The organism is Nocardia sp. NPDC052112 (genome assembly GCF_040680135.1).
Classification (GTDB): Bacteria; Actinomycetota; Actinomycetes; order Mycobacteriales; family Mycobacteriaceae; genus Nocardia.
Map to the genome: position 1 here is coordinate 152,995 of NZ_JBFAWD010000007.1, position 24,618 is coordinate 177,612.

Below are 24,618 nucleotides of genomic sequence, written 5' to 3' on the forward strand. Positions count from 1 at the left end.
TTCGAGTCGGTCAGGTATTGCGGCCACCGTTGACACCGATGACCTGACCGGTGATGTATCCGGCCTCGGCACTCACCAGGAATGCACAGGTGGCGGCGATATCCTCGGGCCGGCCGATGCGGCCGACCGGGGTCGCGGCCACTTGCTTGTCCAGGTCGAATACCCCGCGTCGCAGGCTCTCGCGCATCATCGGGGTTTCGATGAAGCCGGGCGGAATCGTATTGACGGTAATGCCTTTTCGGCCGTATTCGAGTGCCAGCACCTTGGTCAGGCCGACCACACCCGCCTTCGACGATACGTAGGCCGCCATACCGGGGACGCCCGAATGCATGCTCGACGACGAGATATTGACGATGCGACCCCAGCCCTCGTCGATCATGTCCGGCAGCACCGCCTGACAGCAGTCGAAGGTGCCGGTGAGATTGATGGCGAGCACCCGGTTCCAGGTCTCGGCGGTGATGTCGAGGAAAGGTCCCGCGATGGTGACTCCGGCGCTGTTCACCAGGATGGTCGGTGTGCCCAACCGGTCGCGGACCTCGGCGACACCGGCATCGATGGCGGTGCGGTCGGCCACATCGACGGACAGACCGATGGCCCGGCCACCGGCCCTCTCGATCGCGGCTGCCGCGGCCTCGGCCGCCGCGCCGTCGAGATCGAAGATCGCCACCTGGGCGCCGTCGGCCGCGAGGCGGCGGGCGGTGGCGCCGCCGATACCGGAGGCGCCCCCGGTGACGATGGCCGTGCGGGCGGGAACGCTGCTGCGAGAACTCATTTGATCGACTCCTCGCCGACGACGGTGGACCGGTGCATCCGGCGTGGCAGGGTCCGGTCGAATTCGCAGGCCCGATGGATCAGGCCGGTGTTGTCCCAGATCACCATGTCGCCGACCGACCAGGTGTGCTGGTACACCCGGTCCGGTGCGGTGGCGCGCGCCGTCAGATCGTCCAGCAGTGCTCGTCCCCGCGCGGGGTCCATCCCGACGATATGTGAGGCGGAAGCACCGAATACCAACGACTTTCGGCCCGATTCGTGGGTCCACACCAGCGGATGGGTGCGGTCGGGCCACCGTGCCCAGTCCGCCTGCTGCTCCGGGGTCGGATTCGGGTAGGTGAGGCGCTGGATCCGGGCCATCCGGTGGATCACCTGGAGGTCGGCGAAGCGCTCACGCTCCGCATCGGACAGTGCGTCGTAGGCGGCGTAGGTGCTGGCGAATGCGGTTTCACCGCCTTTGTCGGTGATCACGTGGGCGCTCATGATCGAGGCCTTGGCGGGGACCTCGTCCATGGCTCCGTCGATATGCCAGTAGTCGTTGCTGGGGTAGTACTTCGCATTCGGATTGTCCGGGTCGAAGCTGATGATCATGACGTTCGGATTCGGATAATTGGGGAATCGCGCCAGCGGCCCCAACTTCCGGGAGAACGCCACCTGGGCATCGTCACCGGGGTGCAACTCGCGAAACAGCAAGACACTGTGCCGCTCGAGCAGTTCCAGACACCGCGCGGGCAGATCGTCGTCGCCGAGTAGTCGCTCGACATCGACATCGAGGATTTCCACGCCGACCGTGGCACTCAGTTTCTTCGTGACAAGCGTGCCCATCCGTCGCTCCTACCGATCCGCATCGGACGCGTATCCGAGAATGCCCTTGGTTTCCAGATACTCGTCGAAACCGAACTCACCCCATTCGCGACCGTTGCCGCTCTTGCGATAACCGCCGAAGGGGCAGGCGAAATCGAAGGCATCGTTGATCGATACCCAACCGGCGCGAATGCGGCGGGCGACGGCGCGGGCTTGGTCGAGGTCCGTGCCCGCCACATTTGCGGCCAGCCCGTACTCCGTGTCGTTGGCGATCGTCACGGCGTCGTCGATATCGGCGTAGCCGAGGATCGATAGCACCGGACCGAAGATCTCCTCGCGGGCGATGGTCATCTCATTGGTGACATTCGCGAAGACGGTGGGTTTGACGTAGTAGCCCCGGTCCAGTCCTTCGGGGCGACCGGTGCCGCCGATAACCAGCGTGGCGCCCTCGTCGATGCCCCGCTGGATCAGCGCCTGGATCTTGTCGAATTGCGATCCGGACACCACCGGTCCGATCGTGGCGTCGCCGTTCGGATCACCCACCGTGACCTGGGCGGCCGCGGCGCGTGCGGCCGCGACGGCGTCGGCCATGCGGCGGTGCGGGACCAGCATGCGCGTTGTGGCACTGCAGGTTTGACCGGAGTTGAGCATCACCCCCGCTACGCCCTTGCCGACATGGGCGGCGAAGTCGGTGTCGTCGAGGATGATATTCGGGCTCTTGCCCCCGAGTTCCTGGGTTACCCGTTTGACCGTCGGCGCGGCATTGCGGGCGATTTCGATGCCCGCGCGCGTGGAGCCGGTGAACGAGATCAGATCGACATCGGGATGCGCCGACAGCGGCACGCCGACGCTCGGGCCGTCGCCCTGCACCAGATTGAACACACCGGCGGGAACCCCTGCGGCATCGAGGATTTCGGCGAAGATCTGCCCGGTGAACGGTGCCTGCTCCGAAGGCTTGAGCACCGTGGTGCAGCCGGTCGCCAGCGCCGGAAATACCTTCACCGCAATCTGATTCAACGGCCAGTTCCACGGTGTGATCAGGCCACAGACCCCGATCGGCTCCTTCGCGATCAGAGTCTGTCCGCGCTGCACGCTGAAGGCGAAGGTTTCCAGCACCTCGATCACCTTGGCGAGGTGACCGGCCCCGAGATCCAATTGGAAACCGTTGGCCAGCCCGACCGGCGCGCCCATCTCCTCGGTCAGCGCCGCGCCGAGGTCGTCACGCCGCTTCTGATGCGCATCCGCGATGGCGCGCAGCACATCCAGTCGTTCGGCCACACCGGTCTGCGACCAGGTCGGAAATGCCGCGCGGGCGGCCGCGACGGCACGGTCGACATCGGCCGCCGAGCCGAGTGCGACTGTGCCGCAGACTTCTTCGGTCGCGGGGTTGACGACATCGAATGTTCCCGCCTGGGCCGCGTCGACCCACTGTCCGTCGATATAGAACTTCGAATACCTACCCATTACTGCATTCCCTCCGCGTACCAGGTGCGGAACTCGTCATAACTCGGCATCTCCTCCGAATTCGCCTTCGGATCCACCGCGACATGGATGACGCCCGGTTTGCCGCTGGCATAGGCCCGTTTGATCGCCGGGGCGATATCTTCGTCGCGCTCGACGTATTCGCCGTAGCAGCCGAAGCCCTCGGCGACCTTGTCCAGGCGGGTGTCCGTGCTCCAGTGCACGCCCGTCTCGAGCGAGCCATGGCCGAAAGTGCGCTTGTAGACGCCGACTTCGAGACCCCAGGCGTAGTCGACGCCGACGACGACAACGAGGGGTAGCCGCAGGCGCGCCGCCGTTTCCAACTCGGCGATCTGGAATTGGAACGACGAATCTCCGGTGATGAGCATGACCGGTCGGTTGCCGCCGTCGGCCACCGATGCGCCGACGGCATAGGGCAGGCCGGTGCCCAGATGTCCGAAGTTCTGGTTCCAGATCACGTCGTGAGGTTTGGCCTGGGAATAGGTCCAGCCGAATATCGTGGTGGCGCCACCGTCCCGGACCATGATGCCGTCGGGCGGGAACACCCTTGTCGCCTCGACGATCAGGCGTGCGGGATGGACGGGGCTGGTGCCGGCGGGGGCGGTCTCGGCGAGTTCGGCCAGCCGGGCCGCATCCCGCTCGATCCAGCCCGCCAGCTCGGGAGCGGCTGTGCGCGGTGAATCCCGCAGTGCCGCAACCAATTGCGGGACGATTGCGCGCAGATCACCGACCAGTGGCACATCGATGGGTCGGTTCACACCGATCGCGGTGGGATCCTGCTCGACGAGGATCCACTTGCGGTCCGCCTCGCCCGCGACCCAGTGTCGGCCACGGCCGTAGTGCACCGGCTCACCGAGTTCGGTGCCGATGGCCAGGGCCAGGTCGGATTGCACCACCGCCTCGACCGCCGACGGTGAGAAGCCGTACGGGAAGGTGCGGTCCTCGAGACCGTCGATGTAGGAAGTGCCGCCGGAGGTCTGGATGACCGGTGCTGCCATGAGATCCGCGAGTGCCTTGACCGATGCACCCGCGCGGGCGGTGTGCACACCGTGGCCGACGAGCAGGACCGGCTGGCGCGCCGCACGGATCAGTTCGACGGCCGCGGCGATCTTGTCCGGTCCCGCGGTCTGCCCGACGAGACGATACATCTGCGGCGGTAGGGCCGGTGCGACGTCGAGCTCTTCGGTGACGATGTGCGACGGATATTCGATATAGACCGGGCCCGGGGTCCCGCTGAGTGCCTTGCGCAGGCCCTCCCGAATGATTTCGTCGGTCTGATCGGCGTATTCGATGCTCGCCGCATACTTGACCGATGGTTCGAACAGGCCGGACTGTTTGACGAACTGTATGCGCCCGCGACGTACCCGCTGCTCGGTGATGCGGGCGCGCTGTCCGCCGAGGAAGATGACCGGCGAGTTCTCCACCTTGGCGCACATCATGGCGCCGGCCAGATTGGCGACGCCGGGGCCGAGCGTGCCGATGCACACGGCGGCCTTACCGGTCATCCGCGATACCGCCTCGGCCATGAAACCGGCGGATTCCTCGTGGTGCGGTGCGACCACCTGCCAGCCGCGCTCTTCGGCGCGGTGGAACAGGTGCACGAAGTTGGGGTCCGGGATGCCGAACAGGGTATTGATGCCCTCGGCCTCGAACAGGTCCAGGATGCGTTCGTAAACCTTGACTCTCATGCTCACTTCCATTCCGTCGCCATCGCGAAGCTGCGGCCGATGTGTTCACCGAAGGCGGACGGCACCGGCGGCAGTACCCAGGAGTTCTCGGTGTCGCGGATCTCATCGATGCGCGCGGCGACCTCGTCGACGGTCCAGGACGGCTGATACACCCCCCGTGTTTCGGCGATATAGGCGCGCGCCACTCGTCCGGCGATCGATACCAGCAGTTCCCCACTGACCGAACAGGATTCGTGGGCCAGCCAGCCCACGGTCGGTGCCACCAGTTCGGGGCGCATATCGGGATAGGCGGAGGTGTCCAGGCCCTCGGCCATCCGGGTCAGCGCGGCCGGGATGATGACATTCGATGTGATGCCTGTCTCGGCGCCCTCCAGCGCGACCACATTGGACAGACCGATCACACCGGCCTTGGCCACCGCATAGTTGGCGACCGCCAGATTGCCGTAGATGCCGCCGATCGACGACGTCAGCACCACCCGACCGTAGCCCGCCTGGCTCATCGACGGGAATGCCGCCCGCACCACGTGAAAGGCGCCGCGCAGGTGCACATCCACGACGGCGTCGAAATCCTCGTAGCTCAGTTCGGTCAATGAGCCGTAGCGGACATTGCCCGCGTTGTGGATGAGAATGTCGATGCGGCCGTAGGCATTCAACGCGGTATCGATGATCGCCTGGCCGCCCGCGGGTGTGGCGACCGAATCGGTGGACGCGACCGCCGTACCACCGGCCGCGGTGATCGCCCGCACCGTCTCGGCCGCGACATCGCCCTCGACGAAGCCATCGCCGCGCATCGTGCCTCCGACATCGTTGACCACGACCTTCGCGCCGTGGGCTGCGAGCAGTTCGGCGTACGCGCGCCCCAAACCGCGCCCGGCACCGGTGATTACGGCGACACGATCGTCGAATCTCAATTCCGACAATGGGTTTCCTCTCCCGAGATCGATATCGATCACTCGCTCAGCGTCAAGCCCTGCAGGTCGTCCGCATCGCGCCAAGCCTGCAGCAGTTCCTCGAGCACGTAGAAGCCGCCCCAGAAGGGATCACCGAGGAACGACCGCCCGTTCGGCTCGCCCTCGCCGTTGTAATAGCCGGGCGTGCATTCCATGACGAAGGTGCTGTTGTCGAAGGCATTCGCCCGGATCGTCCGCACCCACTCCGCCTCGGCTTCCGCGGTCGGCTCCACGATGGCGGCACCACGGTTCTGGGCCTCTTTGATGATGTAGGCGATGTGATCGGCCTGCTGTTCGAACATCAGCGTGGTAGCCGCGGTCACGCCGCCCTGGATGAAGCCGGTCGCGAAGTGGTTGGGGAACCCATGTGCCATCACACCGTGCAGGGTGCGAAAACCCTTGCCCCAGTGCTCGTAGAGCGACCTGCCCGCACGGCCCGCGAACGGCTCGATATCGAGCTGGCGGTCGAGGGCGGTGGTGATCTCGAAGCCGCTCGCGAAGATGATGCAGTCCACCTCGTATTCGAAACCGCCTGCGACAATGCCCTTTTCGGTAATGTGTTCGACACCCTTGGTCGCCGAAACATCGACCAGCGTGACATTCGGGCGATTGAAGGTCGGCAGGTATTCGTCGTTGAAGACCGGTCGCTTGCACATATTGCGGTAGTACGGCTTGAGCTTCTCGGCCGTCTCCGGATCCTCGACGATCTCCTCGACGCGCCGCCGGAGCCGTTCCATCGCCCGGTAATCCTCGTCTTCCTTCCACTCCATGAACTTCTCGGGCGTCAGCTCCGTCCAGCGATTGCCGCGATTCAGCTTGGCGGCCAAGTTGCGGGCGACCTCGGTCCAACCATCGCAGATCAAGTCCGGTTCGCCGGGGGAGTAGAAGGCGAAGGCCGCGTTGTGGAAGTTGCGCTGCCGCTCGGCCCGCCAGCCGGGTTGCAGTGTGCGCACCCACTCGGGATCGGTGGGGTGGTTGTCGCGCTCGAAGATGTAGGACGGCGTCCGTTGGAATACGGTGAGATGCCGGGCGCCGCGCGCCAGGTGCGGGATCGCTTGGACGCCACTGGCGCCCGTGCCGATGACGGCGATCCGCTTATCGGCGATCCTGTCCAACCCACCGTGCAGGTCGCCGCCGGTGTAGTCGTAGTCCCAGCGTGCGGTGTGGAACGTATGTCCTTTGAAGTCGTTGATGCCGGGGATGCCGGGCAGTTTCGGCCGGTTGTACGGACCCTGGCACATGACGACGAAGCGAGCGCGGATCTGATCGCCGCGGTTGGTGCCGATACGCCAGCGCTTGATCTGCTCATCCCATGCCAGCGAGCGGATCAGGGTATGGAAGATCGCCTTCTCGTAGAGGCCGAAGTGCTTGCCGATGCGCTGGGCGTGTTCGAAGCATTCGTCGCCGTGGGAGAACTTCTCCTTCGGCATGAAGCCGGTTTCCTCGAGCAGCGGGAGGTAGCAATAGGAATCCGAATCGACCTGAATGCCCGGGTAGCGGTTCCAGTACCAGACACCGCCGAAATCGCCGCCCAATTCGATGATGCGGAAGTCGGCGACACCGGCCTGCTGTAGGCGGTGTGCGGTGATGAGACCCGCGAAACCGCCACCGATGACCACCACCTCGAGGTCATCGGTGATCGGTTCCCGCGGCACCACCGGCAGATGTGGATCGCCCTCGTAGAATTCCGCGAATTCGTTCTCGGCCTGCAGATACTGGTTCCCGCCGTCGGGGCGCAGGCGCTTGTCCCGCTCGACCAGGTATTTCGCTCTCAGGGCCGCCTTATCGACGTCCGGGGTCTGCGTGGGTGCGCAGTCTTGCATGCCAATTCCTTTGTTACTGAAGATGATTCGAATCGGGAGGCGGGAGTCAGTGCAACTCGTGTGGTTCGCCGGTGCCCATGTACCGGGCCAGGTTGTGGTGCAGGTTGACGATGGTGCGTTCCCGATACGGGTTGGGTTTGGGCCCGGAGAAACCGCGCGATTTCATGCCCTGCTGGACCGCGGCCATATTGTCGAAGTCCTGCGGCAGCACCGTCCGCCAGTCCTTATCGCCGACCGGTGTGTAGATCCACTCCGTTTCCGGTTCCTCGCCCGGCGGGAAGAGTTCGAACACCGCGGCCTCGAAAATGCACTTGTCGGGGTCGTAGCCGTAGGGCCGAAATCGGTAGCACAGCATGTTGTTCAGCGCATGGCCGATCTGGAAATTGGGGAAGATCTGCCAGGCCGTACCGCTTTTCGCGACGGTTTCGGGGTCGACGGTCGGCCAGATCACGCCGCGTTCGGCATCCTCGCGCCGACACGTATCCAGCCAATACCGCAGCACCTCGCCGGGTGGCGTGCCCTCGGGCAGTTCGTCGGCCAGCCGATTGGCGACGGCGACCATGGACTCGGTGGTGTTGGTATTGGCGTTGTCCCAGGTGAAGTTCTGCAGCTGGGCGGTGGACAGTCGGGCGTCCGCGCCGCTGCCGATCCGCAGCTTGCCCTGGTTCTCCTCCATGCCCTTCGGCGCGTCGTAGCCGATATTGCTGTGCTTGCCCTGGGCCCGTCCCCAGCCGAGGAAGTTGCCGAAGTTCATGAACTCCGGGTGGGTGTAGGGGACGTGATAGGTCTCCATGAACGCCTCGAAGGCAACCTTCCAGTTGCAGTCGAAGGTCAGCCACCGCCGCCACCGGTAGCGCATATTCTCCAGGTGGAACGGGTCGAGCAGACCGGCCGCGGGTTCCAGGTACGCCCGCAGCGGTTCGCATTCCGGATCCATATTGATCCAAATCCAGCCGCCCCAGGTATCGATGGCGACCCGCTGCAGTCCGTCGTTGCGCTCGGTCAGCCCGCAGGTCCAGTCCGCGCGTTCGGGGACGAAGGTGTTCTGGCCCTCCAGGTTGTACCGCCACCCGTGGAAACCGCAGGTGAACTGCTTGCGGCTGCCGCGGGCGTCGTGCGCGCCCGGCGGGGTGTCGATCAGTCGGCGGCCCCGGTGGGCGCAGACGTTGTAGTACGCGCGAATGGTGTCGGGCGCGGTGCGCAGAATGATGAACGAGTCGTCGAGGATGTCGTAGGTGAGAAAATCGCCGACCCGTGGGATCTCTTCCACGCGGCAGACCTGTTGCCACACCTTGGCCCACAGCCTGTCCCGTTCGGCGCGGGCGTACTGCTCGGACAGATACGCTGCCACGCCGATCGTCATCGGGGTCGACAACTGCTCGGCCGTCGCTTGTGCGTTCTCGACGGTTTCTGTCATGGCATTCTCCTGGTGAATCTGCGGGTGTCAGTGGGTGATTGCCGCGCGGAACGACTCGTCCTCGAGAAATAGGGAGGTATTGTCGGCGCCCAGGTGGGGCCATTTGAGATTCAGACCGCCGTCCACGAGCAGGGTCTGCCCGGTGATATAGCTCGACAGCTCGGACAGCAGGAATAGGATCGCCCCCGCCTGCTCGTGTGGCCGGCCGCGGCGGCCCATGGCGATGGCGCGGCGGTCGCGCTCGACATCCACGCCGACATAGGCGCCCGAGGCGGGCGTTTCGGTCACCCCGGGGGCGACGGCGTTGACTCGGATATTGGCCAGCGCCAGTTCGACGGCCATGGTCCGGGTGGCCGCCACCAGCGCGGCTTTGGCTGTGCCGTAAGCGATATGGAACGGTGCGGTATTCATACCGCTGATCGATGAGATCGACACAATCGATCCCGGGCGGCTCCGCGACTTCAGCTCCGCCGCGACCGCCTGGCTCATGAAGAACATCGTTTCGAGGTTCTGGGTGAACAGGGCACGCCAGTCCGCGCGGGTCACCCGGGTCGAGGGCATCCAGGTCGACGGTGCTGCGCCGCCGGCCACATTGACCAGCCCGTACAGTTCGCCGTCGAGCTGCCGCGCGCGCTCCAGCACCGTGGCGACGCCGCTGTCCGTGGCCGCGTCGGCCGCCACCGGCAGGACCGGAAGTCCTTCGGCGGCAAGCGGTTCGATGTGCTTGCCGAGGTTGTCCTCGGATCGGCTCACCGCGAGCACGGTGGCCCCGGCGCGAGCGACCATGCGGGTCACCGCGGTGCCGATACCGCCGCCGCCCGCGCCGGAGACGATGACGATGCGTCCGTCGAGGCCGAAGAAGTCGTTGTCCGCGTTGGTCATAGCGGGCTCATTCGGTCCGGCGCAGCGCCATCACGCTGCCCTCGGCATCGGCGGAGAGGTAGAGCGTGCCGTCCGGACCGGCGGCGATACCGGCGAAGGGCCCCTGTGGTCCGGAGAACGGCGGCAGACCGTGCAGCGGTTTGGGCGTCACTCCGGGCGGCGCGCCGACCGGCAGGTCACGGGCGATGATCCGGCGGGTACCGGTGCTCAGATCGACGCTGATCAGTGTCTTGGATCCGGTGTCGACCACGAACAGCTCGCCGTCGCGGACGAGGATGCCCTGCGGTTTGTCCAGGCCGTCGACCACCGTATCGGTCCCGGCGCCGGTAACCGAAACAATCCGTCCCGCACCGGATTCGGAGACCAGGCAGACGCCGTCCGGGCCGAAGGCGACGCCGAGCGGCTCGTGCAATCCCGTGGCCAGCACCTCGACCGTGCCGGACCGGATCGACAGCACCCGTCCCCGGCCGAGTTCGGCTGCCACGACGGCCCCACCGGGGGCCAGCGCCACACCGTAGAGTTGGTCGAATCCCTCGGCCAGCACCTCGGTCTCGGACGGACCGGTCAGGTAGCGACCGACCTCACCGTTGGCGGTGGTGACGATGAATTCGCCTGGGCCGACTGCGATTACGCCGCGCAGGAAGCCTGGGTAGCCGGGGGTGAAGAGCATCCCGACCGTTCGCGGTGCACCGCCGGGCGTCAGTGCGTAGAAGTAGGTGCCATCGGCGACGTAGAGGACTCCGTCGGGGCCGACGGTCAGATCGAGCGGCCAATTCAGACCGCCCGGCAGGGTTTCCCGGGTTTCGCCGCCACCGAGGATTTCGGTGATGGCGCCGGTGAAGTGCGAAACGAACAGCCGGCCGTCGACGAAGGTGCAGTTGTCCAGCCCGGGTGTCAGGGCGGCCAGCACCTGGCGCTCGCCATTGCGTGGGTTGATGCGCAGCACCTCCCCGCTGGCCACCTGAGTGGAGACGATGAAGCCGTCGGCATCGAATTTCACCGAGTCCGGGACGCCGAGGTCGCCGACGACGCGTTCGGGTGCGCCGCCTTCGGGATCGATGCGCCAGATGTCGTTGCTCCCCATCACCGGGTAGTACAGGAGGCCGTCCGGGCCGACCTCCATGGCATTCGGCATCGCGATGTTCTCGGCCAGAATGCGCGGTGCACTGCCGTCGAGCGGCAGTTCCATCAGGCGCCCGCCGACCCGGCATTCGTTCACGAACAGCCGTCCCTGATGCACGGTGATGCCGTTGGCGCTGGGCAGGTCGTCGCGCAGCAGCCGAGTGCGACCGTCGGCGCCGCGCGCACTGACCCGGCCGTCCATTACTTCGGTGGCGTAGAGATTGCCCGCGTCGTCGAAGGCGACGTCATCTGGGGCGATGATGTCGCCGCCCTTGGCGCTGATGGTTTCCACCTGTCCGGTGGTGACGTCCAGGGCGCTGATCGTGCTGCCGGTCACCTGGGCGACGTAGATGCGGCCGTCGGGACCGGTGCGTAATCCGTTGGCGCCGAACAGTCGGCTCGGCGGTGTGAGTCGTTCCAGGCTCCAGCCTGCGGCGAGAGTCACTGGTGCGGTGCTGGTGTAGCGCGCCCCTTGAATCAAGGCGGGGCCTCCCATGCGAAGAGAAGGTCGATGTCCACGAGGTGGTGCGGCACGCCGGGCCGGGGTCGGTGGTCGTGACGCAGGCCACTTTTCGTGGGCTCACGCTACTTCAATCCTCATAAGGATAGCAATACTTGACTGTCGAATTTCGCTAGTCTTCCTCCCTCATTTCGAGAATATTGTTCTCAACCGGCGCCGACGCGCTCAGTCGAATGCGTACCGCGGCAGGGTGGTCGGCATGTCGAGGGAGCTGAGCAGGCCGGCCCGCGCGTCCACGACGAAGGGGATGGCGTTGACCACGCGCATCGCGGTCGCCGTCATCGCCGCGTGTCCTGCCCCGTACCCCGCGGCGGCGCCCAGGTTCATCGCGCAGTGGATGTCCGGATCGCCCTCGATATCGACCCGGTAGGTGGCGTCGAATTCCGATGTCGCCCAATCCGGCGCCACGTCGCGAGACATCCGGATGATGTGCTCGATCACGATCGCTTCCCGGCCGTGCACGATGCCCGCGGCTCGGGTGCGCACGGCGCCACAGGTTCCGGCCGCGATCGTGCCGAAGGCGACTTCGATATCTCGCCGCGTGGTTTGCCGGTCGAGTGCTCCGTGCACCTGCTCCACTGTCACGCCGAGGCCCGCGGCGATCAGGTGGATCGGTGCCCGCCAAGCCATTTCGATGAATCCCGGCGTCGCGAGCATCGGTTCGAAGTCCAGTGGCCTGCCGAAACCCATGCCGTCCATCATCACGTCCGCCACCGGGTAGTGGTCGTTCAACGCGACTTCGGTCGCTGTGACGCGGCGGATCTTGTTGGACTGCGTGGCCAAGAGCAGCACCAGGTGATCCGACCCGAATCCCGGAAAGATGCCGGACGCATAGAACGACGCGTTGCCGGACTTCGCGGCGGCCTCGAGTTGGTCGCGCCATTCGGGCGAGTAGTACGCCGGTGGGTACACCAAACTGGTGGATGTCGTCGACACGACATTGATTCCGGCCGCGAGCAATCGGATGTAGTCGGGAACCGCACCGGCGTCGCGCTCGGGTCCACTCGCCGCGTAGACGACGCAGTCGGGCCGCAGCCCGATCAGGGCGTCGGCGTCGTCGGTGGCCGTTATGTCCGATGGCTCGCCGCCGATCAATACGCCGACATCGGCGCCCACCTTGTCCTCGGAATGGACCCAGACGCCGACGAGTTCGAGATCCGGCCGCCGACCGATGGCGGCGATGGCGATCGAGCCGACACCGCCGGTCGACCAGACAACCGTTCGAAGGGGAGTTGTCACGAAGACTCCTAGCCTAAAATTTGTTCAGAGTTGACCTGACAACGCGGCGTGCCGCGGTTGTATACGGATCAACCCGCGCGGTCGATGACGCCGCGCAATACGGTGTCCCGGACGTGAATCTGGGATGCGCGGGTCCCGATTTCCCGCAGGATGTTCTCCGGTATCCAGCCGACGCCGATCACGCAGCGGGCGAGCATCTCGTTCGACGGACTGTCGATTTCGATCTCGTTCGATCGAATGCCTTCGGCGAGTAGCGATTTCATCTGCCGCAGCCGCTTGGCGAAGAGCCAGCCCGGATTCGGGGTATCGGGCGGCGACTGCCGCATCCACGCCAGTTGGATGCGGAACTCGTCGCCGAAACGGTCGAGTGCATTGGTATTGATCCAGCTGAGCGCATCCAGCTTCTCGATCGCCGAGGCATCCGAACGAAGGACATTCGTCCAGCCGACGGCGATCTTCTCGCCGAAGGACTGCATGATCGAGGCGAGCAGTTCCTCCTTGGAGCCGATCAGCCAGTACACGGTTCCGGTGCCGAGTCCCGCGGCCGACGCGATATCGCGGACGGTCGTATTCTCATATCCGCGGCGACCGAATTCGGCACGCGCGATCGCGCGTACCCGGGCGGCTTTGTTATCGGGCTCGCTCTCCGCCGACCAGGTCCGCACCACTTCGTCGGCGGCGAGAAATGCGGCGGACCGGTCGAGCTCGGCATCGGTCGGCTGCCGAGTGGCCAGGCCCTCCAACAGGATTCGGCAGAACAAGGTGGCCAGCTGATCCGTCGACGCCTTGTGCCGAATGACGTCCAGACCGACCTGCAACATCGTCTGACAAATCCGATCGGCCAGTATCGCCAGATCGACATCGGCTCTCAGATAGCCGCTCCACCTCGCGGCGCGCAGAGTTTGCAGCATTGCCTCGAGCACGGCGGTCGGTCGTTGCCTGGACAATTCGATGAGTTCGGGTTTCGAGCTCGGGCCCTCGTAGAACGACATCTGCAGTGCGGCACGATGTGCCACCGCGCACTGCGCGATCGCCGCACCGAGCTCGACGATTCGGTCGAACGGCGCGCGCGCGTCCGGATGGTTCAATCGGTCCTGAGCGCGCTGCGCGACCTGGTCCAGATCCGCGTGATACCGGCGCAGCAGTTCGACGAGGATGGCTTCCTTGGACTCGAAATGGTGGTACAGGCTGCCCGGGAGGATTCCGCACGCATCGGCGATCTCCTGCAGCGAGGTGCGCAGCCCGGAGCTCGCGATCAGTGCTGCGGCGGTCTGCAGGATCTCGGTGCGCCGGGTGCCGTCGTCGTAGGCGTGGCCGATATCGGCGGCGATGGCGCGCGGCCGCACGTCGCGCTGCGCCGACTTGCCCTGCCCACGAGCCACAACACCTCCCCGACGCCTCGCCGCCGTTATGGGCCCCTGACAACCTGGGCTACCCAATGTTTGTTCAACGGTAGCAGAGGGTCTCAAGCCGACGGCGTGGGCAGTTGCCGGGCCAGATCGAGGACGGTGACGGTATCGGTGCCGGTCTTCTTGAGGCGTTCGGATGAACGGAATCCCAGGTCGACGTCCGCCGCCTGCGCCCGGAGCGCGCCGACCGTGGCATCCTGCCGGGGCAGATGTTCGAACATGTCGAAGGAGTACAGCCGCAGCGCATTCGCGTGGGTGATCTTGTCGATCTCGTCGTCGGGCACACCGTCGAGGTAGGCGGCCAGGGTCTCCGGAGCCAGCGGCCACGTCGAGTCCGAATGCGGGTAGTCGCATTCCCAGGCGACCATGTCGAGGTTGAGTTCGTGCCGATTCTCGACGCCGAAGCCGTCGTCGATGAAGCACAGCGCGATGCGCTCGAGGAAGACCTCGCTGGGCAGCCGGTCGCCGAAGTTCTGGTGCGTCCACGCCCGGTGCATCTTGTACACCCGGTCGACCCGTTCGAGGAAGTACGGCACCCAGCCGATCCCGCCCTCGGACAGTGCGAAGGTCAGATCCGGGAACTTCCGCAGCATCGGTGACCAGATGAGGTCGGCGGCAGCCTGCACGATGCTCATCGGCTGCAAGGTCATCATCACGTCGACCGGGGCGTCGACCGAGGTGATGACCACACTCGACGACGAGCCGATGTGCAGATTGACCACGGTGTTCGTATCGCTGCAGGCCTGCCAGAACGGATCCCAGTGCGGGTCGTGCAGTGACGGATAATTCAGCTTGGTCGGGTTCTCCGAGAAAGTGACGGCGTGGCAGCCCTTCTTCGCCACCCGGCGGACCTCCTCGGCCATGAGTTCCGGATCCCAGATCGGGGGCAGCGCCTGCGGGATCATGCGTCCCGGGTAGGCGCCGCACCACTCGTCGATATGCCAGTCGTTGTAGGCCCGCAGTACGGCAAGGCCCAGATCCTTATCCTTGGCGCGGGCGAAGTACTGCCCGCAGAACTGCGGATAGGACGGGAAATTCAGCGCCGCGGCAACGCCATTGGCGTTCATATCGCGAATGCGCTCGTGGATGTTGTAGCAGCCGTCGCGGATCTCGCTCAGTTTGGTCGGTTCGGCGCCGTACTCGTCGGGAGGTCGGCCCGCGACCGCGTTCAGACCGACATTGGTGGCTTCCTGCCCCTCGAATACCCAGGCATCGGTGCCGTCGGCTCGCTGAATGAGCTCGGGCACGTCGTCCTTGTATTTGGCCGGGATGTGGTTGTCGAACATGTCCGGCGGTTCGACGAGATGGTCGTCGACCGAGACGAGTACGAAGTCGTTCATGTCCATACCGTGCTCCTTGTCTGCCGCTCGTCTCGGACTGTAGCTCTGAACAGATATTTGGTCAACGACTTACGTGGTCTATCGCTGCGGGTTACGATCCGAACAAAAGTTAGGTTGTACTCGCGCATGATCGTGTATACGAACGACACGGAGGTTCCATGTCAACCGAATCGCGCAGCGTTGTCATCACGGGCGCTTCGAGAGGTCTCGGATTGGCCGCCGCGGCATACCTCTACCGGCGGGGTTGGCGGGTTGTTGCGGCCATGCGCTCGGTCGATACCGGGCTAGACCGGCTACGTGCGAAAACCGGTGCGCGACACGATGATCCCCGTCTGATCGGCATTCCGCTGGATCTGACCGAACCGTCCTCTGTCGAGGCGGCGGCGGCCGCGATCGTCGGTGCGGTCGGTGCTCCGCACGCGGTGGTGCACAACGCCGGTATCTCCGCGGCCGGAATGGTCGAGGAGACACCGGCGAGCGTATGGGAGCGCATGTTCGCGACCAACCTGTTCGGCCCGGTGGCACTCACCAAGGCGCTGCTGCCCGCGATGCGGGCGGCTGGCCGGGGGCGCATCGTATTGGTATCCAGCCAGGCCGGTGTGCGCGGAATGCCCGCGACGGCAGCGTATTCCGCGGTGAAGGGCGCGCTCGAGCGGTGGGGTGAATCGATGGCCATCGAGGTCGCGCCGTTCGGCGTCGGTGTCACGGTTCTGGTCTCGGGCACCTATGACACCGACATCATCACCGATGCGGGCACCACCGATTGCCGCGATCTCGACGGGCCGTACGCCCGCCAGCACCGCACCATGGACCGGCGCGGGCGGGCAGCGATGAAGTACGCGGCCCGCTCACCGGAACGGTTCGCCGCCGGACTCGCCGGAGCGCTCGAGGGCACCGCACCGTTCGTCCGCCGCGCGGTGGGCCCCGATGCGCGAATGCTGTTGATCGCCAGTCGCATTCTGCCCGCCGCGGTATTGCACCACCTGACCCGCCTGATGCTCGGCATCCCACGATCGGGTGCCGCGAGCCGCGCCCCGCGGCCGAGTTCGGACCTCCCTTCGCGCGAGAGCGAGACAAATGCCTGACACTGCGGTTACCCAAGCTGGCTGCCATCCCCGGGGACCGGTTCGGTTCGAACCGAGGATGTTGATCGACGGGGAACTCGTCGACGGCCGGGCGGGCACATTCGACAACATCAATCCGGCTACCGAGGAGGTGCTCGGCGCGGTCGCCGACGCGTCGGAACTCGATATGCGGGCGGCCATCGATGCCGCCCGCCGCGCCTTCGACGAAACCGATTGGTCCACCAGTCATTCCTTCCGACAGCGCTGTCTGCTGCAGTTGCAAGAAGCCTTGGAGTCCGAGCGGGAGGAACTGCGCGAGGAACTCATTCTCGAGGTCGGCTGCCCACGGGCGATCACGACGGGTCCGCAACTGGACGCACCGCTGTCGGATGCGCTCAGGTTTCCGGCCGAGCTGATCGACAGTTATCCCTGGCAGACCTCCCTCGGTGCTGCCCTGGTGTCGGTCACGGGTATACACACGACCAGGCAGGTCTGGCGTGAGCCGGTCGGCGTCGTCGGCGCGATCGTGCCGTGGAACTTTCCGTTCGAGGTCACCATCCACAAGGTCGGCCAAGCACTGGCGACCGGCAATACGATCGTGCTGAAACCGGCGCCGGACACCCCGTTCAACGCCACGCGGCTCGGACGGCTGATCGCCGAAAAGACCGATATCCCACCGGGTGTGGTGAATATCGTCACCGCATCCGACCATCTTGTGGGCGAGGAACTCACGCTGTCCGAGAAGGTCGACATGATCTCCTTCACCGGTTCCACCGCCGTTGGTAAGCGGATCATGGCGAAGGGGGCGGCGACGATGAAGCGTCTGTTCCTGGAACTCGGCGGCAAGTCGGCGACCATCGTGCTGGCGGATGCCGATCTCGCCTTGGGCTGCATGATGGGTATCGCGCCGTGTATGCACGCTGGTCAGGGTTGCGCCAACCCCACCCGACTGTTGCTGCCGCGGTCGCGGTACGACGAGGGTGTCGCGATCCTGCGGGCGATGTACGAGGGCATCGCACCGGGTGACCCGCAGGATCCGGCCACACTGTGTGGTCCGGTTATCTCCGACAGGCAACGCAACCGCATTCGCGGCTATATCCGGACCGGTATCGACGAGGGCGCGACGCTGCTCGTCGGCAGTGCCGAGCAACCGGCAGGTTTCGACCGGGGATTTTACGTCGAGCCAACGCTTTTCGTCGATGTGGACAACTCGATGACCATCGCCAGGGAAGAAATCTTCGGTCCGGTGCTGGTCGTCATCCCCTACGAGGACGAGGACGATGCGGTTCGCATCGCCAACGACAGCCCGTACGGCCTCGCGGGCAATGTGATGTCGGGATCCGTTGCGCACGCACTGGCCGTGGCCGCACGGTTGCGTGCGGGCTTCATCGGCATCAACGGCACCGCGGGTTACGGCGCCGACACTCCGTTCGGCGGATACAAGGCCAGCGGTGTGGGCCGTCAGAACGGCGTCGCCGGATTCGACCAGTACACCGAGATCAAATCCATTGCGTATCCCGCGCGGTGATCGGCTGCGAACGAGTCGGGGGAATGCTAGATCCGTGGCCCCCGACTGGACTGGATCGCCTGACGCGCCATGGCGGAGGTGGCGTTGACGATACCGTTGTCGAATCGTTCCAGCACCAGTTTCTGGGTCGCGGTGAGGTGGGCTCGATAGAGCCGCTCCGCCGCCTCGGCCCGCCCGGCCGCGATTTCCTTCAGGAGGCGGCGGTGGGTGCGAACCGATTCCTCGGATTCGGCCTCGGAGGGGTATTCACCGCGTTTGGTGAGTACCTCGGCCCAGGCCTCCTCCTGCGACGACCACAGCGCGACAAGGCTGCTGACCACATAGCGGATCGTCGCGTTCGGGGTGAACGAAACGATGAGATCGTGGAAGTCGCGTGCGGCGTGGGTGAAGGGCAGCCCCTCGCCGATCAAGGCCGCGGAGGCCGCGATATTGGCTTCGAGTGCGGGCACGACCACTTCGGCGCGGTCTTCGCGGCGGGCGCATTCGGCGGCGCACATCGGCTCCAGTGTCCGCAGGCCCGCGGCGAGATCGCCCAGCGTGACCCTGGCGCCCTGGAGCGCGAGACCCAGGTGATATGCCGCCGACGATTCGTCCGGGCGATGCACCTCGGCGCCGCCGACATTGCCACGACGAACCGTGACCAGGCCCTCGGTTTCCAGGATGCGCAATGCCTCCCGGATCGACGGGTAGCTGACACCGAAATCCTGCACCAGCTGATCCTGGGTGGGGAGTCGGTAGTCGTCATCGCCGGAAAGGATGCGCGCGCGCAGCTCCGCGGCGACGCTCTCCGCGATGCGGCGTTGCGGTATCCGGCCGCGCCTGGCGTTGGTCACGCGGACCGCCTCTCGTCCATCCTCACGCCAGCCGCCTTTCGTCCATGCGGGGAGTTTACTCATAGCACCGTGACCATTCAAATATTGCTATCCTTATGAGGATTGACGTAATGTCCGCCGTATGGACTTCACGATGGGTGAGGCCGCCGCCGAACTACGCAGTGAACTGCGCCGGCTGGTTGCCGCCGAGGTCTCCGCGGATTTTCTCGGCGCTTTCACCGACGATCCCGCCGATCTCGCTGTCGCCCAGCGGTTTTCCCGCCTCCTCGCCGACCGCGGCCTCCTCTGTCTGGCCTGGCCGGAGGAATTCGGCGGTCGCGGCGCCTCGGTATGGGAACAGACCGTGGTCCGGGAAGAGATGTGGGCCCATCACGAGCCGCGGGGTGCGCAATATATGGGCGTCAACTGGGTGGGGCCGACCATCATGCGCCATGGCACCCCGGAACAGCAGCGCAAACATCTGCCGCCGATCGCGCGCGGCGAGGTGATCTGGTGTCAGGGTTTCAGCGAGCCCGATGCCGGTTCCGATCTGGCGTCGCTGCGCACCGCGGCCCGCCGCGATGGAGACGGTTGGCGGATCTCCGGTCAGAAGATCTGGACCTCCTACGCCACCATGGCGCAGTGGTGCTTCCTACTCGCGCGGACCTCGAAGGGGGAACGCAAACAGCAGGGGCTGACCGTTTTCCTGCTGCCGATGTCGGACCCGGGTATCGAGGTGCGACCGATCCGATCGATGCTCGGGCCCCATCACCTCAACGAGGTCTTCTTCGACGGTGTCCGGGCCACCGAGGCCGATGTACTCGGCCGGGTCGGCGACGGCTGGCCGGTGGTGCAGGAGGTGCTGGCCTTCGAGCGGGTCGGCATCGCTCGATATGCCCGCTGTGAACGATTGCTACAGGCCGCGCCTACGGTATTGGGCGAGCGCTGGGCGGAGCTGCCCAGCGAGCTGCGCGGCAGTTGGGCGCGCGTGCTCACGCACTGCAGGCGCGCTCGCCTACTTGCCTACCAGGTGCTTTCGCTGCAAAGCGCCGGGCAGGTCGCGCCCGGCGACGCCGCGGCCTATCGGATCGCGGTGACGCGGCTCGATCAGGACAGTGCCGCGGTGTTGTCCGAGATCGCCGCTTTCGCTGCCGCGGACGACCGAGCGCAACAGCGGTTCCGTCGTGCGGTGGACGATCACTGGCGATACGCGAACGCCGCGACGGTCGCCTCGGGCAGTATCGAGATGCAACGCATTCTGCTGGCACGGTCGATGCTGCGGACCTCCGGCCGGGCGGGGGAGGCGGCATGAGTATCGAACTGTGTTCGGAGGCGCAGGAATTCGGTGGGCAGGTACTGCGCGCGTTGCAGGTGGTCAGGGACGACGGGGCGGTGCCGGGGCGTCCGGCTGTGTGGGGGAGGCGGCGTGAATATCGAACTGTGTTCGGAGGCGCTGGTATTCGGTGGGCAGGTACTGCGCGCGTTGCAGGTGGTCAGGGACGACGGGGCGGTGCCGGGGCGCCCGGCTGTGTGGGGGAGGCGGCGTGAATATCGAACTATGCGCGGAGGCGCAGGAATTCGGGAGACAGGTGTCGCGGGCGCTGCAGGCCGCCGGAGGAGACGAGCTGGTGCGCCGGGCCGAGGGAGAGCCCGGGCTGCGGCGGACGCTGATCGCGTCGGTGCTCGGTGAACTCGGCGCCTGGGAACTCGAGCCGCTGCGCGATACCGCGGAGTTGGAAGCCGCTGCCGCATTGTGCCGCAGTGCGGGCTATTGGGCGCTGCCGTATCCGGTGGCGGAGCGGTTGGCACGGCCGGTCGGTGTGGACGTCGACGGGCTGGTCGTGGTATCCGGTCGCGAACCGGCCGCACCGGTGGCGAATCTCGACTTGCGTTGGGGAGCAGTGACATTGGATGGTGCACGCGGACCTGTGTCGGTGCGGCAACCGGATTCGTCGCCGCGTGAGTCGATGTTCGTTGCGCGGCTGGAAGTGCACCCACTCGACAGCAAGGGCCCTTCAGGCTGGGACGACTCCGGCCAGGACAGCGCGAAGGAGCTCGCTTTGGGGCTGGTGCTCCCGTGCTGGACGTTGCTCGGAATGCTGGATCGCGCAATGGATCTCGCGCGCACACATGTGCTGGCACGCGAACAGTTCGGTCGTCCGCTCGCGCAGTTCCAGGCGGTGCAGTTCCAGTTGACCGATGCGGAGGTCGAGCGCAGGGGGGTGGAGATGCTGGCTCGGTACGCGTTGTGGAGCATCGATACCGGTAGCACCGCCGCCGTCGACGATGCGCTCGCGCTGCGGCTGGCCGCATTGGCGGCCGCCGATATCGTCTTCCGTGTCGCCCACCAGTTGCACGGCGCACTCGGCTTCTGCGATGAGTCGGCACTGTCGTGGTTGTCGCGATACAGCGGGCCGATCCGCCGCCTGCCGCTGGGCCGCTCGGCCACCGAGGATCTGCTGAGCCGCAGCATCGATCGCGTCGGCCTGGCCGGACTGTATTCCGACCCGACGGGCGTGTGAGCGACGTGCGATACGACCTACCGGCCGCGCTGACGGTCGAATGCGATGGGCCGATCCGGACGGTTGTGCTGAACCGGCCTGCGGAGCTGAATGCGGTCGACGCCGCGCTGCACTGGGCGCTGGCCAATGTTTGGCGACAGCTGGCGGCGGATCGGGAGGCGCGGGTGGTGATCTTGACCGGTGCCGGGCGGGCATTCAGTGCCGGTGGCGATTTGGATTGGATCACTTCATTTCTCGACGATTCGGCCGCGCGTGACGAAAGCATTCGGGAGGGCGCGCAGATCGTCGAGGAGTTGCTGCGCTTTCCGCTGCCGGTGATCGCCGCCGTCAACGGCGCGGCGGTCGGGCTGGGCGCGAGCGTGGCCGCGCTGTGTGATGTGGTGCTGATATCGGAGCAGGCGTATCTGGCCGATCCGCACGTCGCGGTCGGGCTGGTCGCCGGTGACGGCGGCGCCGCATTCTGGCCGCTGCTCACCCCGATCCTGCGTTCCAGGGAATACCTGTTCACCGGCGATCGCATCGACGCGGCAACCGCGGTCCAACTGGGTCTTGCCACCCGTATCGTGCCGCCCGAGCAGCTGCTCGGCGAAGCCCGCCTGCTCGCCGAACGGTTGGCCGCCCAGCCGGTGGAGGCCCTGCGTAATACCAAACGCGTTGTGAATATGTACCTTTCGCAGGCGCTCGGCGGTCCGCTGCAGGCTGGATTCGCCGCCGAGGTGGTGACCATGCGGTCCACGGAACATCGTGACCGATTATCGGCGCTACGACAGCGAGCGACGCGGCGATGACCAGGGCGGTTGGGCGCAAACCGGCCAGCACGCCGGGAAGATCGTGCGTGCGGGGCCAGGTCGGTGCCGATGCGTCGACATGGGTCGCCCGATGACGGCGGCACGTCGCGATCCGGCCGATTTCCGGGCCGAGGTGCGAGACTGGTGCCGAGAGCACGTCCCCGCTGATTGGCGACAGGCGCAAACCGGTTGTGCAGCAGCGGAATTCGTGGCATTCCAACAGTGGTGGTTCCAGCAGTTGCGTGGTGCGGGGTTCGCGGTGCCGCACTGGCCGCAGGCGTGGGGCGGCGGGATGCCGGTCGCCGAGCAGATAGTGCTCTACCAGGAGTTGGCCGCGCACGACGCGCCGCGGCTGGTATTGGCCTTCGTCGCTGTCCACCATGCGGCGGCGACGCTGCTCGCGGCGGGCAGTGACGCGCAGCGCCGCAGACACCTACCCGCCATTCTCGACGGCGAAATCTGGGTGCAGGGTTTCTCCGAGCCCGCGGCCGGATCCGATCTGGCCGCGCTCGCCACCACTGCGAAGCGCGATGGCGACGGCTATCTCGTCACCGGGCAGAAGGTATGGGCGAGCGGCGCGCAGTACGCCGACTGGTGCCTGCTGCTGGCCCGAACCGATACGAAAGCACCCAAACGCCAGGGTATTTCGTACCTTCTCTTGGATATGCGCACCCCGGGTATCGATGTACGGCCCATCCGGCAGGCCACGGGCGAATCACACTTCTGCGAGATTTTTCTCGACGAGGTGCGCATTCCCGCCACCCAACTGGTCGGTGCCGAGCACGCGGGCTGGCAGGTGGCGCAGCAGACCCTCGGCGCCGAGCGCGGATTGACCATGCTGGAGTTGGCCGAACGGCTGGGCAATGCCGGATTCCGGTGGTTGCTGCAGGCGTGTGCCGAACCGGACGCGACGGGGCGGTGTCCGATCGATGATCCCGTGGTCGCCGATCGGCTGGCCGGGTTCGAAACCGAGATCACCGGTCTGCGCGCACTGTGCCGCGATCTGGTGCAACGCCACGACGCCGGGACCGTCGGTCCTGCCGACGCCTCGATCGTGAAGTTGTTCTACAGCGAATTGCTGCAACGGATAATGGATTTCGGCACGGAGATCGGGGGCGTTGCGGCCCACACCGTGCTGCGCAAACCGATATCGGGCGGCTGGGAGTCCGGTGCGTGGGTGCTCGATTTCATCGGCTCGTGGGAGTGGACGATTCCGGGTGGGACCAGCGAGATCCAGCGCACCATCATCGGTGAACGCGGGCTCGGACTGCCCCGCGAGCCGGTGGTGATGTGACAGTGGGTACCGAACCGGATTTCACCGAAATCCATGATGAACTGCGGGCGGTGACCCGCGCACTGCTCGCTGCGGTCGGGCCGGGGGAGCGCATCGAGACTCGCGTGCTGGCTGCCCAAGGCTGGCTGGGGTTGGAGGTGCCGGAGGAGTTCGACGGTGCCGGAGCCACTTTCGGCGAGGTCGCGATCGTGCTGGAGGAGTTGGGTCGCGCGGCGGCCGACAGTGGCTACCTGGGGGGTGCGCTGGCTGTAGGTGTCTGCGGGTTGTTCGCGTCCGCGCCCGACAGGGGCGAGTTGTTCTCCGCATTGGCGGCTGGTACGGCTGAGGCCACGGTGGCGTTTTCCGCCTTCGCAGACGACTGCGACGCCACGCCGCCGTTCCGGATCGAGAGTGCCGCGGCTCAGCTGAGGGTTTGCGGCCGTGCGGAATTCGTTCCCGACGCGGTCGGTGCCGATCGACTGCTGCTGCTCGCCGCGGATCCCGATGGTGTCCCGGTCCTCGTTGCCGTCGCGGCGGACACGGCCGGTCTGGTCTGCTCGGGCCAGCCGGTGCTCGACGAGACACGGAGCTTCGGCGTCGTGACCGCCGATGGAATCGCCGTGCCGGAGGATGCGGTGTGGCGCTTCGACGGCGACCCGTCCGCCGCGATCCAGCGGCTGCGCGATCGGGCTGCCGTGGCGATCGCCTGCGATAGCCTCGGCCTCGGCGAGGCCATGTTGGCGGCCACGGTTGCTTACGCGGGCACGCGCACCCAGTTCGGCCGACCGATAGGTTCGTTCCAAGCCGTGAAGCACGCCTGCGCGGACATGCTCGTACAACTCACCGTCGCCCGGCAGTTGGTCGGGGCCGCAGTGCGACAGCTGGCAGCCGCCGACCGATCCCGGCCCGACACTGCCGCAGTGCGGCACAGCGATTCTGCTGAGCTCGACGTGGCGATCGCCGCCGCGATGGCCAAGTCCTACACCTGCGCCGCCGCGGTCGAAATCGCGGGCAAGGCAATGCAATTGCACGGCGGCTTCGGCTACACCTGGGACAGCGGAATCCACCGCTACTTGAAACGAGCCACCCTGAACCGCTCCCTATTCGGCTCTCCAACCACCCACCGTCACCACCTGGCCACTCGCTACCGCTGATCCGCGGGGGACTGCCTCGGCATCAGCCAC

Annotated in this window: 20 protein-coding genes; 7 read left to right on the forward strand and 13 right to left on the reverse strand. The window is 66.1% G+C overall.

Annotated features, from left to right (window positions below; genetic code table 11):
* Positions 1 to 10: 10 nt before the first annotated feature.
* The 12 genes from fabG to AB0L58_RS15845 all read right to left on the reverse strand — a co-directional run bounded on the left by fabG (position 11) and on the right by AB0L58_RS15845 (position 15,453).
* Entirely contained in the window at positions 11 to 772 is a 762-nt protein-coding gene (gene fabG, locus AB0L58_RS15790) for a 3-oxoacyl-ACP reductase FabG (protein ID WP_364387013.1), read from the reverse strand.
* Positions 769 to 1,596, reverse strand: a complete 828-nt coding sequence (locus tag AB0L58_RS15795; protein ID WP_364387015.1) for a TauD/TfdA family dioxygenase — start codon at positions 1,594 to 1,596, stop codon at positions 769 to 771. Before AB0L58_RS15795 ends, fabG begins: the two co-directional genes overlap by 4 nt.
* Positions 1,597 to 1,605: 9 nt before the next feature.
* The gene (locus AB0L58_RS15800; RefSeq protein WP_364387017.1) at positions 1,606 to 3,039 is read right to left on the reverse strand and encodes an aldehyde dehydrogenase family protein; all 1,434 of its coding nucleotides are present in this window, start codon (positions 3,037 to 3,039) and stop codon (positions 1,606 to 1,608) included.
* Positions 3,039 to 4,745: a thiamine pyrophosphate-binding protein gene (locus tag AB0L58_RS15805; RefSeq protein WP_364387019.1), complete on the reverse strand. Its 1,707-nt coding sequence runs from the start codon at positions 4,743 to 4,745 to the stop codon at positions 3,039 to 3,041. The genes AB0L58_RS15800 and AB0L58_RS15805 overlap by 1 nt, the downstream gene beginning before the upstream one ends.
* Positions 4,746 to 4,747: 2 nt before the next feature.
* Positions 4,748 to 5,665, reverse strand: coding sequence for an SDR family NAD(P)-dependent oxidoreductase (locus tag AB0L58_RS15810; RefSeq protein ID WP_364387021.1), 918 nt, complete (start codon positions 5,663 to 5,665; stop codon positions 4,748 to 4,750).
* A gap of 29 nt (positions 5,666 to 5,694) precedes the next feature.
* A complete protein-coding gene (locus AB0L58_RS15815) occupies positions 5,695 to 7,518 on the reverse strand; it encodes an NAD(P)/FAD-dependent oxidoreductase (RefSeq protein ID WP_364387023.1) in 1,824 nt (607 codons plus the stop codon).
* 46 nt (positions 7,519 to 7,564) lie between these two features.
* The gene (locus tag AB0L58_RS15820; RefSeq protein WP_364387025.1) at positions 7,565 to 8,935 is read right to left on the reverse strand and encodes an aromatic ring-hydroxylating dioxygenase subunit alpha; all 1,371 of its coding nucleotides are present in this window, start codon (positions 8,933 to 8,935) and stop codon (positions 7,565 to 7,567) included.
* 27 nt (positions 8,936 to 8,962) lie between these two features.
* Entirely contained in the window at positions 8,963 to 9,817 is an 855-nt protein-coding gene (locus AB0L58_RS15825; RefSeq protein WP_364387027.1) for an SDR family oxidoreductase, read from the reverse strand.
* A gap of 7 nt (positions 9,818 to 9,824) precedes the next feature.
* On the reverse strand, positions 9,825 to 11,435 hold the full coding sequence (locus tag AB0L58_RS15830; RefSeq protein WP_364387029.1) for an SMP-30/gluconolactonase/LRE family protein: 1,611 nt from the start codon (positions 11,433 to 11,435) through the stop codon (positions 9,825 to 9,827).
* A 189-nt stretch (positions 11,436 to 11,624) separates the two neighbouring features.
* A complete protein-coding gene (locus tag AB0L58_RS15835) occupies positions 11,625 to 12,698 on the reverse strand; it encodes a dihydrodipicolinate reductase (protein ID WP_364387031.1) in 1,074 nt (357 codons plus the stop codon).
* Positions 12,699 to 12,766: 68 nt separating this feature from the next.
* The gene (locus AB0L58_RS15840) at positions 12,767 to 14,044 is read right to left on the reverse strand and encodes a TetR/AcrR family transcriptional regulator (RefSeq protein ID WP_364387586.1); all 1,278 of its coding nucleotides are present in this window, start codon (positions 14,042 to 14,044) and stop codon (positions 12,767 to 12,769) included.
* Between the two features lie 119 nt (positions 14,045 to 14,163).
* Positions 14,164 to 15,453, reverse strand: a complete 1,290-nt coding sequence (locus tag AB0L58_RS15845) for an amidohydrolase family protein (RefSeq protein WP_364387033.1) — start codon at positions 15,451 to 15,453, stop codon at positions 14,164 to 14,166.
* A gap of 152 nt (positions 15,454 to 15,605) precedes the next feature.
* On the opposite strand from AB0L58_RS15845, the gene AB0L58_RS15850 reads away from it, so the two are divergent.
* Positions 15,606 to 16,532 carry an SDR family oxidoreductase gene (locus AB0L58_RS15850; RefSeq protein WP_364387035.1) on the forward strand — a complete coding sequence of 309 codons (927 nt, stop codon included), beginning with the start codon at positions 15,606 to 15,608 and terminating at the stop codon, positions 16,530 to 16,532.
* Between the two features lie 58 nt (positions 16,533 to 16,590).
* Complete coding sequence (locus AB0L58_RS15855; protein ID WP_364387037.1) at positions 16,591 to 18,039, forward strand: aldehyde dehydrogenase family protein; 1,449 nt, start codon at positions 16,591 to 16,593, stop codon at positions 18,037 to 18,039.
* A 26-nt stretch (positions 18,040 to 18,065) separates the two neighbouring features.
* Here AB0L58_RS15855 and AB0L58_RS15860 read toward each other — a convergent pair whose 3' ends face one another.
* A complete protein-coding gene (locus AB0L58_RS15860) occupies positions 18,066 to 18,872 on the reverse strand; it encodes an FCD domain-containing protein (RefSeq protein WP_364387039.1) in 807 nt (268 codons plus the stop codon).
* A 121-nt stretch (positions 18,873 to 18,993) separates the two neighbouring features.
* On the opposite strand from AB0L58_RS15860, the gene AB0L58_RS15865 reads away from it, so the two are divergent.
* The 5 genes from AB0L58_RS15865 (at position 18,994) to AB0L58_RS15885 (ending at position 24,588) form a co-directional block, all read left to right on the forward strand.
* On the forward strand, positions 18,994 to 20,163 hold the full coding sequence (locus AB0L58_RS15865; protein ID WP_364387041.1) for an acyl-CoA dehydrogenase family protein: 1,170 nt from the start codon (positions 18,994 to 18,996) through the stop codon (positions 20,161 to 20,163).
* Between the two features lie 232 nt (positions 20,164 to 20,395).
* On the forward strand, positions 20,396 to 21,373 hold the full coding sequence (locus tag AB0L58_RS15870) for an acyl-CoA dehydrogenase family protein (protein WP_364387043.1): 978 nt from the start codon (positions 20,396 to 20,398) through the stop codon (positions 21,371 to 21,373).
* 5 nt (positions 21,374 to 21,378) lie between these two features.
* Positions 21,379 to 22,161, forward strand: coding sequence for an enoyl-CoA hydratase/isomerase family protein (locus tag AB0L58_RS15875; protein ID WP_364387588.1), 783 nt, complete (start codon positions 21,379 to 21,381; stop codon positions 22,159 to 22,161).
* A gap of 91 nt (positions 22,162 to 22,252) precedes the next feature.
* Positions 22,253 to 23,455: an acyl-CoA dehydrogenase family protein gene (locus AB0L58_RS15880; protein ID WP_364387590.1), complete on the forward strand. Its 1,203-nt coding sequence runs from the start codon at positions 22,253 to 22,255 to the stop codon at positions 23,453 to 23,455.
* The gene (locus AB0L58_RS15885) at positions 23,452 to 24,588 is read left to right on the forward strand and encodes an acyl-CoA dehydrogenase family protein (RefSeq protein WP_364387046.1); all 1,137 of its coding nucleotides are present in this window, start codon (positions 23,452 to 23,454) and stop codon (positions 24,586 to 24,588) included. Before AB0L58_RS15880 ends, AB0L58_RS15885 begins: the two co-directional genes overlap by 4 nt.
* Positions 24,589 to 24,618 lie beyond the last annotated feature (30 nt).

Coding starts and splice junctions, on each gene's coding strand:
- fabG (WP_364387013.1), bottom strand. CDS start 772: ATGAGTTCTCGCAGCAGCGTTCCCGCCCGCACGGCCATCGTCACCGGG.
- AB0L58_RS15795 (WP_364387015.1), bottom strand. CDS start 1,596: ATGGGCACGCTTGTCACGAAGAAACTGAGTGCCACGGTCGGCGTGGAA.
- AB0L58_RS15800 (WP_364387017.1), bottom strand. CDS start 3,039: ATGGGTAGGTATTCGAAGTTCTATATCGACGGACAGTGGGTCGACGCG.
- AB0L58_RS15805 (WP_364387019.1), bottom strand. CDS start 4,745: ATGAGAGTCAAGGTTTACGAACGCATCCTGGACCTGTTCGAGGCCGAG.
- AB0L58_RS15815 (WP_364387023.1), bottom strand. CDS start 7,518: ATGCAAGACTGCGCACCCACGCAGACCCCGGACGTCGATAAGGCGGCC.
- AB0L58_RS15820 (WP_364387025.1), bottom strand. CDS start 8,935: ATGACAGAAACCGTCGAGAACGCACAAGCGACGGCCGAGCAGTTGTCG.
- AB0L58_RS15825 (WP_364387027.1), bottom strand. CDS start 9,817: ATGACCAACGCGGACAACGACTTCTTCGGCCTCGACGGACGCATCGTC.
- AB0L58_RS15830 (WP_364387029.1), bottom strand. CDS start 11,435: ATGGGAGGCCCCGCCTTGATTCAAGGGGCGCGCTACACCAGCACCGCA.
- AB0L58_RS15845 (WP_364387033.1), bottom strand. CDS start 15,453: ATGGACATGAACGACTTCGTACTCGTCTCGGTCGACGACCATCTCGTC.
- AB0L58_RS15850 (WP_364387035.1), top strand. CDS start 15,606: ATGTCAACCGAATCGCGCAGCGTTGTCATCACGGGCGCTTCGAGAGGT.
- AB0L58_RS15855 (WP_364387037.1), top strand. CDS start 16,591: ATGTTGATCGACGGGGAACTCGTCGACGGCCGGGCGGGCACATTCGAC.
- AB0L58_RS15865 (WP_364387041.1), top strand. CDS start 18,994: ATGGACTTCACGATGGGTGAGGCCGCCGCCGAACTACGCAGTGAACTG.
- AB0L58_RS15880 (WP_364387590.1), top strand. CDS start 22,253: ATGACGGCGGCACGTCGCGATCCGGCCGATTTCCGGGCCGAGGTGCGA.